Here is a 5914-nt window from a genome sequence, read left to right as displayed (position 1 = left end):
TCCCGGCCGGAGGGCCGGGGACGTCGTGCGGCGGGGGCCTTGTCCCCGCCGTCACGCAGGAGCGCACCGAGACGGCGGCGGACCCGCCCACGCCGCGGCCTTCGCGCGCAGCGCGGTCCGTGCCGCCGTACGTCACCCCTCCTCCGTGAGTCCCCGGTCCAGGACCTCCACCAGGCGGGCTCCCGCGCGGTCCGTGTCGCGGCCGCCCCGTCCGGCGTCCGTGACGGCTTTCTCCAGGCGCAGGCGCGCCGTGCGGCCGCGCAGGGTCAGGGTCATCAGCTGGTTGCCGAACCACGGGCCACCGCCGCGCTCCCACCGCACCGCGGGGCGGGCGACGCGGCCGTGGCGGGCCAGGAGGTGGCCGGCGGCCTTGGCGAAGCGGCTCCAGCCGAAGCGGAAGCCGATCCGCATCGCCCGGGGCACCGAGTTGTGCAGCGGTGAGCAGGTGAACTGGAAGACGCGGGAGCGCGGCTGCCGCCCCGCGGGCCACAGGGCCTCGGCCACGTACGCGTGGTGGACGTCGCCCGACAGCACGCACACGGTCGCCGGGGCGCCGTCCCGCCGGCCCACCTCGGCGAGGGTGTCCGTCAGCCGGTGGAAGGAGGCGGTGAAGGCCGCCCAGTGCTCCAGGTCCGCGCGCCGGCGCAGCCACTCCCCGAACCTCGCCCAGCGCGGCCCGCGCTCGCCCCGGCACAGGGCCGCGTGCCAGGCCTCCGCGAAGTGGACCATCGGCGGCAGCAGCCACGGCAGCGAGGTGCCCACGAGGAGGTGGTCCACGCCACCGGGCCCGTCGAGGGCCTGCGCCCGCAGCCAGTCGGCCTCCCCGGCGTCCAGCATCGCCCGGTGCTGCTCCTCCAGGACCCGCGCGGCCCGCGTGTCGACCATCAGCAGCCGGGTGCGGCCGAAGTCCCTGCGGTAGCTCCAGCGCACCGACGCCGGGTCGGCCTCGGCCCGCTCGGCGAAGGCGCGCAGCACCTCCGTGCCGTCGTCGGCGGCGAGGACCGCCGCGTACAGCTCGTCCTCGGCGAGCTCGGCCGGGGAGAGGTTCCCGAGGTGCTGGTAGACCCAGTACGACATCAGGCCACCGATGATCCGCTCGTGCCACCAGGACGTGGCCCGCATCTCGGCGACCCAGGCCGCGCTGGTGTTCCAGTCGTCGATGACGTCGTGGTCGTCGAAGATCATGCAGGTGGGCACCGTCGACAGCAGCCAGCGCAGTTCGGGGTCGCCCCAGGACTCGTCGTAGAGGTGCGTGTACTCCTCGTAGTCGGCGACCTGGTCGGGCGGGGCGCCGGTGCCGGTGCCGTTCTCCCGGCGGTGCCGGGCGATCCACGCTCGGGTGCCGGCGGACGTCTCGTCGGCGTACACCTGATCGCCCAGGAGGAGCAGGACGTCCGGGCGTCGTCGCCCGCGCCGGCGGCGAGGCGGGCGGCGAGCGTGTCGAGGACATCGGGGCCGACCGGGTCCGCGCCCTCCGCCGGGGCGGCCCACCGGCAGGAACCGAAGGCGACCACCGCACCCGCCGCAGGGACCTGCGGCGTGCGCAGGGTGCTGGGCGGCAGGGGCGAGTCCGGCGAAGGCCAGGCCCGCTCGCCGTCCAGGACCACCTCGTACTCCGCGGCCGAGCCCGGGGTCAGGCCGGTGACGACGACCAGCGCGTAGTGATGGCCGGCGACGAGGAACGTACGGGCCGTGCCCTCGCCGCCGCCCTCGCACCGCACCTCGACCGTGCACGCCCGGTCGGTCTCCACCCACACCGTCGCACTCGTCCCCGTCTCCCAGTCGACGTACCGCACCAGCGGCCCCAGCCTCAGACCGGCCATCGCGCGTCCCCTTCCGCCACCGTACGGACGACCCTGCGCCCCCCACGGCCCTGCGGACGGGTAGGGCCCTCACTTGGCAACGGTACTGAAAAGGTGCCGCCGACAGGGCCTGCTCACCGCTCCTGCCCATGATCACGTCCGGTATGGCCCCGGCGCCGGGGGGTATCGGAGGCCCCATGGCACTTCACGACGCTTCCGCCGCCGCGAGCGGCTACGTACGGCCCGAGATCGACGTCCCGGCCCTGGCGCGCCTGCTCGACGGCGAGTACGCCGGGGTCCGCGACCTCGTCCGGACCAATCTGGCGGCCCACTCCTCCGTGCTGGAGGACGCCGAACGGCTCGACAGGGACGCGTACCGCGAACGGGTGAGGGACATCGCGGTCGAGATGGCCGGGACCGGGCAGACCGGGATGGGCTTCCCCGCGGCGTACGGCGGCGGGGACGACATCGGCGCCTCGGTCGCCGCCTTCGAGACCCTCGCCTTCGGTGACCTGTCGGTGCTGGTCAAGGTGGGGGTGCAGTTCGGCCTGTTCGGCGGCGCGCTCCTGCAGCTGGGCACCGCCCGCCACCACGAGGCCCACCTGGCGGACCTGGTCGCCGGCCGGCTGATGGGCTGCTTCGCGATGACCGAGTCCGGGCACGGCTCCAACGTGCAGGCGCTGGGGACGGTCGCCCGCTACGACGCCGCCACCGGAGAGTTCGTCGTCACCACCGAGGGCGACGCGGCCCGCAAGGACTACATCGGCAACGCCGCCCGTCACGCCGAGCTCGCGGTGGTCTTCGCCCAGCTGGAGGTCGGCGGCGAAGCCCGCGGCGTGCACGCCCTGCTCGTACCGCTGCGCTCCGGCGGCCAGGTCGTGGAGGGCGTCGAGATCGAGGACGACGGCCTCAAGATGGGCCTCAACGGTGTCGACAACGGCCGCATCCGCTTCCGCGGCGTCCGTGTCCCGCGCGAGGCGCTCCTCAACCGCTTCGCCGACGTCACCCCCGACGGAACCTACGTCAGCTCCATCGACAACCCCGACCGCCGCTTCTTCACCATGCTCGGCACGCTCGTCCAGGGCCGGGTGTGCGTCGGCGGCGCCGGCGTGAACATCGCCAAGGTCGCGCTCACCCTCGCCGTCAAGTACGCGGTCCGCAGGCGCCAGTTCGAGGCGTCACCGGGCGCGGGGGAGCAGTTGCTGCTGGACTACGGGCTGCACCGGCGCCGGCTGCTGCCGCTGCTCGCCCGCACGTACGCGCTCCACTTCGCGCAGGACACCCTGCGCGGGCAGCTCCACGACGTCTTCTCCGGCCACGACGACCTCCCGCAGGCGCGCCGGCGCCTGGAGTCGCGCGCCGCCGGCATGAAGGCGCTCGGCACCTGGCACGCCACCCGTACGGTGCAGGAGTGCCGGGAGGCGTGCGGCGGCGCAGGGTACCTGGCGGTGAACCGCTTCGCCGCCCTGAAGGCCGACAGTGACGTCTTCACCACCTTCGAGGGCGACAACCACGTCCTTCTCCAGCTCGTCGCGAAGGGTCTGCTCACCGACCACGCCGGTGAGTTCGAGGATCTGGACCAGCTCGGCATGGTCCGTTACGTCGCCGGCCTCGCGGTCGAGACGGTCATCGAGAAGACCTCCGCGCACAAGCTCCTGGAACGGGTCCGCGACCTGCTGCCCGGGGGCGACCGGTGGGACCAGGAGGCCGGGCTGCTCGACTCGGAGTACCACCTGGCCATGCTGCGCTACCGCGAGGAGCACATGCTCGCCGGCCTGGCCCGCCGGCTGAAGGCCGGCGTCGACCGGGGGCGCGATCCCGGCGCGGTGTTCTCGTCGGTGCAGGACCACGTGATCGCGCTGGCCCACGCGCACGTCGAGCGGCTGGTGCTGGAGTCGTTCACCGAGGCGTCGAAGGCCCACCCCGACGGGGGCAACAAGGTCGCTCTGGGCCTGCTGTGCGACCTGTACGCCCTGTCGACGATCGAGGCGGACCGCGCCTGGTTCATGGAGCACGGCCGTCTGACCGTGCAGCGGTCCAAGGCGATCAGCCGCGAGGTGAACGACCTGTGCCGCAAGATCCGCCCGCTCGCCGTCGACCTGGTGGACGCCTGGGGCGTCCCGCCGCAGGTGCTGCGGGCTCCCGACCTGCTGGGCTGACGGGCCTGCCCGCGACGGCGGCCGCCCCGGCCGGTGGCCGTCCCCTCCACAGTGGGCGGGGGCGGTCACCGACCGGGGCGGCCGTGGGCCGGGCCGGGATCAGGCGGACGAGACGACGACGCCGAGGATCATGCCGCCGACCAGGCCCACCGCGGCCACGACGAGCGCGGGCACGGCGAGCCGCTCGTGCCGCACGGTCTTGGCGACGATGGCCAGCACGACGCCGACCACGCCGAAGACGATCGGCAGGAACAGCAGGGCGATCACGCCGAGGACCATGGCGACGATGCTGAGCACATTGCCGGTCGCGGCGCGCTCCGGCGTGCCATGGGGCTGGTGTCCGGTGGGCTGGTTGCCGTACTGCGTCGTCATGAGCCTCTCCTTCGCGGACGGTCGTCCTCCGGCCGGTCCGGGCGGATCGGCCTTCGACGCCCGGTTGCCCCCAATTCGGCGGCGCACACGCCGACTTGGCGGGCGGTGGGGGACGGGCGCCCGCGCGGGTCACCCGGGACACGCGGCGCAGACCGTTCCCGTCCCGGGGGTACGCGTGGGCCGAGCCGTGCCGGCCCGGTCCGGCGGCCGGGACGGAGGCCCGCCGGGTGACACCCCTCGCGAGACACCGCGGCCCCGGCCCCCACCGCCCGCGCATCCCCCTCCCGCGGATCGGGACGTGATCGGAACGACACACATCCCATACATCCATCGGGGCCGTTCGCGCATCTTCTGTACGCGAGGTCCCTACGGTCCTCGCCGCCAACGACACTCCTACCAAGGGCAGAACACCTTGATATCTACGCCACTGCGCGTGCGCCGGGCCGTGACGATCGTGGTCACCACCTCCGCCGTGCTCGCCGGAGGCTCCCTCGCGAGCCAGGCGCAGGCCGCGACGCCGCCCACCCCGTCGATCACCGCCCCCGGCGGGTTCGTCATGAACAACGGGACGGGCGCGGTGCTGTTCGGCAAGGCCGCGGACACCCGCCGGCCGACCGGCTCCACCACCAAGATCATGACGGCGAAGGTGGTGCTGGCCCAGCGGGGCCTGAACCTCGACGCCAAGGTCACGATCGACAAGGCGTACAGCGACTACATCGTCGCGAAGAACGCCTCCTCGGCCCGGCTCATCGTCGGGGACAAGGTGACGGTCCGGCAGCTGCTGTACGGTCTGATGCTCCCGTCGGGCTGCGACGCGGCCTACGCGCTGGCCGACAAGTTCGGCACCGGCACGACCCGGGCCGCCCGGGTGAAGTCGTTCATCGGGAAGATGAACGACGAGGCCCGGCGGATGGGGCTGCGGAACACGCACTTCGACTCCTTCGACGGGATCAGCAACGGGGCGAACTACTCGACCCCGCGCGACCTGACGAAGCTCGCGAGCAGCGTGATGCAGAACAGCACGTTCCGCACCATCGTCAAGACCAAGTCCACCACCCAGAAGGTGACCACCAGGACCGGTGGCTACCGGAACATGGCCTGGACCAACACGAACAAGCTGCTGAGCACCTACAGCGGCGCGATCGGCGTGAAGACCGGCTCGGGCCAGCAGGCCAAGTACTGCCTCGTCTTCGCGGCCACCCGCAACAACAAGACCGTCATCGGCACGGTCCTCGCCGCGCCGAGCGAGACGAACCGCGCGGCCGACGTCAAGAAGCTGCTGGACTACGGCTTCGCGAGGTGAACGACGCGGCCGCTTCCTGACAGGGGGAGTTGACCGCGGGGGGGCCGCGGCGCCGCGAGGCGCCGCGGCCCCTTGCGTCCTGCACGGCCCCGCCCGGCACGGGTCGCCGGACCTGGCGAAGCCCACCCCGGGACGGTTCCGGCCCTGCGGGGCCACGGTGCGGCGCAGGGTCACGGGGCCGGGGTCCGCCTCACCGCCGCCAGGCGCGAGGGCGCGCGCCCCCACGCCCGCAGGGCCGGAGCGCTGGGCGCTCGTCCGTCCGCCGTCACGAACCCGGA

The 5914-nt window shown here is 73.5% G+C and carries 3 protein-coding genes and 1 pseudogene; 2 read left to right on the top strand and 2 right to left on the bottom strand.

Going from position 1 to position 5914, the window contains the following annotated elements; translation table 11 throughout:
* Nucleotides 1-132 precede the first annotated feature (132 nt).
* Nucleotides 133-1823, bottom strand: a pseudogene (locus RIF68_RS24750) (alkaline phosphatase D family protein).
* A gap of 176 nt (nt 1824-1999) precedes the next feature.
* Here RIF68_RS24750 and RIF68_RS24745 point away from each other — a divergent pair.
* Nucleotides 2000-3961 (top strand): acyl-CoA dehydrogenase, encoded by a 1962-nt coding sequence (locus RIF68_RS24745; protein ID WP_309053505.1) that lies wholly within the window; start codon nt 2000-2002, stop codon nt 3959-3961.
* Nucleotides 3962-4060: 99 nt separating this feature from the next.
* Here the strand turns inward: RIF68_RS24745 and RIF68_RS24740 are convergent, their stop codons facing one another.
* The gene (locus RIF68_RS24740; RefSeq protein ID WP_309053504.1) at nt 4061-4333 is read right to left on the bottom strand and encodes a hypothetical protein; all 273 of its coding nucleotides are present in this window, start codon (nt 4331-4333) and stop codon (nt 4061-4063) included.
* 433 nt (nt 4334-4766) lie between these two features.
* On the opposite strand from RIF68_RS24740, the gene RIF68_RS24735 reads away from it, so the two are divergent.
* Nucleotides 4767-5636 (top strand): serine hydrolase, encoded by an 870-nt coding sequence (locus RIF68_RS24735; RefSeq protein WP_309053503.1) that lies wholly within the window; start codon nt 4767-4769, stop codon nt 5634-5636.
* The last annotated feature ends 278 nt before the right edge of the window (nt 5637-5914 follow it).

Origin of the sequence: Streptomyces sp., assembly GCF_031178505.1 — a bacterium.
Taxonomy (GTDB): Bacteria; Actinomycetota; Actinomycetes; order Streptomycetales; family Streptomycetaceae; genus Streptomyces; species Streptomyces gulbargensis.
Note: the sequence above shows the minus strand (reverse complement) of the source record. Positions and strands in the feature narration are given on the sequence as shown.

Coding starts and splice junctions, on each gene's coding strand:
- RIF68_RS24745 (WP_309053505.1), top strand. CDS start 2,000: ATGGCACTTCACGACGCTTCCGCCGCCGCGAGCGGCTACGTACGGCCC.
- RIF68_RS24740 (WP_309053504.1), bottom strand. CDS start 4,333: ATGACGACGCAGTACGGCAACCAGCCCACCGGACACCAGCCCCATGGC.